Annotated in this window: 1 pseudogene; it reads right to left on the minus strand. The window is 69.0% G+C overall.

What is annotated here, in order from left to right:
• Positions 1 to 32: 32 nt before the first annotated feature.
• Positions 33 to 1243, minus strand: a pseudogene (locus ACZ7FF_RS44985) (IS3 family transposase).
• Positions 1244 to 1309 lie beyond the last annotated feature (66 nt).

Here is a 1309-nt window from a genome sequence, read left to right on the forward strand (position 1 = left end):
TGAGGCGTCCCCCGGAGTGTGGACACGGGGGTTTATGCCGCGAGGGTGAGTCTATGCTCTGCCCGATGCTGCTGTTCGAATTCGACGGGTGAGAGGTAGCCGAGGCTGCTGTGGCGCCTGCGGGCGTTGTAGTACGTCAGCCACTGGAAGATCTCCAGCCGGGCCTGCCGCACCGTCGTGAACACCCCGCGTACGGCTTCTCTCTTCAGCCCCTGCCAGAAGCTCTCGGCCAGCGCGTTGTCGTAGCTCGACCCGACACGGCCCATACTCCTGCGGATGCCGAAACGGTCGCTGACCTGGGCGAACGCCGCTGAGGTGTATTGCGAGCCCCTGTCCGCATGGAAAATCACTCCGTCGACGCGGCCACCGCGGGTCGCCACCGCCATCTTCAGGGCGTCGACGACCAACTCGGTCCGCATGTGCGTGGCCATGGACCAGCCGAGCACCCGGCGCGAGCAGACGTCCAGGACGCACGCGAGGTAGAGCCACGTGCCGCCGACTTGCACCTAAGTGATGTCGCCGCACCACTTCTCGTCCAGGCCGGCTGCGGTGAAGTTGCGTCGGACCAGGTCCGGCGCGGGTGGCGCGAACCGGTCGGGGACGGTGGTGCGCTTGCACCGCCGCAGATGTCGGCCCTCGATTCCTTCCCGGCGCATCAGCCGCTCGACCCGCTTGCGGTTGACCGTATGCCCGAAGCCCCGCAACTCAGCGTGCACGCGCCGCACTCCATAAGTGCCATGGTGGTCGGCGTGGATCTCGCGGATCTCCGCGACCAGCGCGTCGCCGGCCGCCCTGCGCTCGGCGCGGGCGGCCGCGCCGGCCGTCCACCGGTAGTAGCCCGAGCGCGAGACGCCCAGGACCCGGCATATCCGCTGCACCCCGAAGTCGGCGCGGTGGACGGAGATGAAGTCCCAGCGGCCGGTCATGCCCTCATCTCCCGGGCGAAATACTGGGCCGCCCGCCGCAGGATCTCCCGCTCCAACTGCCACTCGGCCTCGGCCTTGCGCAGCCTGCCCAGCTCGGCCCGCAACCGGGTCAGTTCCTCGTCGCGGCCCTCGGCCGCCTCGCCGCCACGGACCCGGCCCTCCTGCTCATCGGCCTGGCGCACCCAGGACCGCAACGTCTCACCGGTCACTCCGACATCCGCCGCGACCGCCGCGTACGTGCGCCCACCGGCGGCAGCGCGATACAGCGCCACCGCGTCAATCCTGAACTCCTCCGGATACGGAGACCTACGTCCCACCAAGACACCCTTCCTCGGACCATCAAGATCCATTGTCAGAGTGTCCACACCCCAGGGGTCGCCTCA

The organism is Streptomyces sp. NPDC037126 (assembly GCF_055605965.1).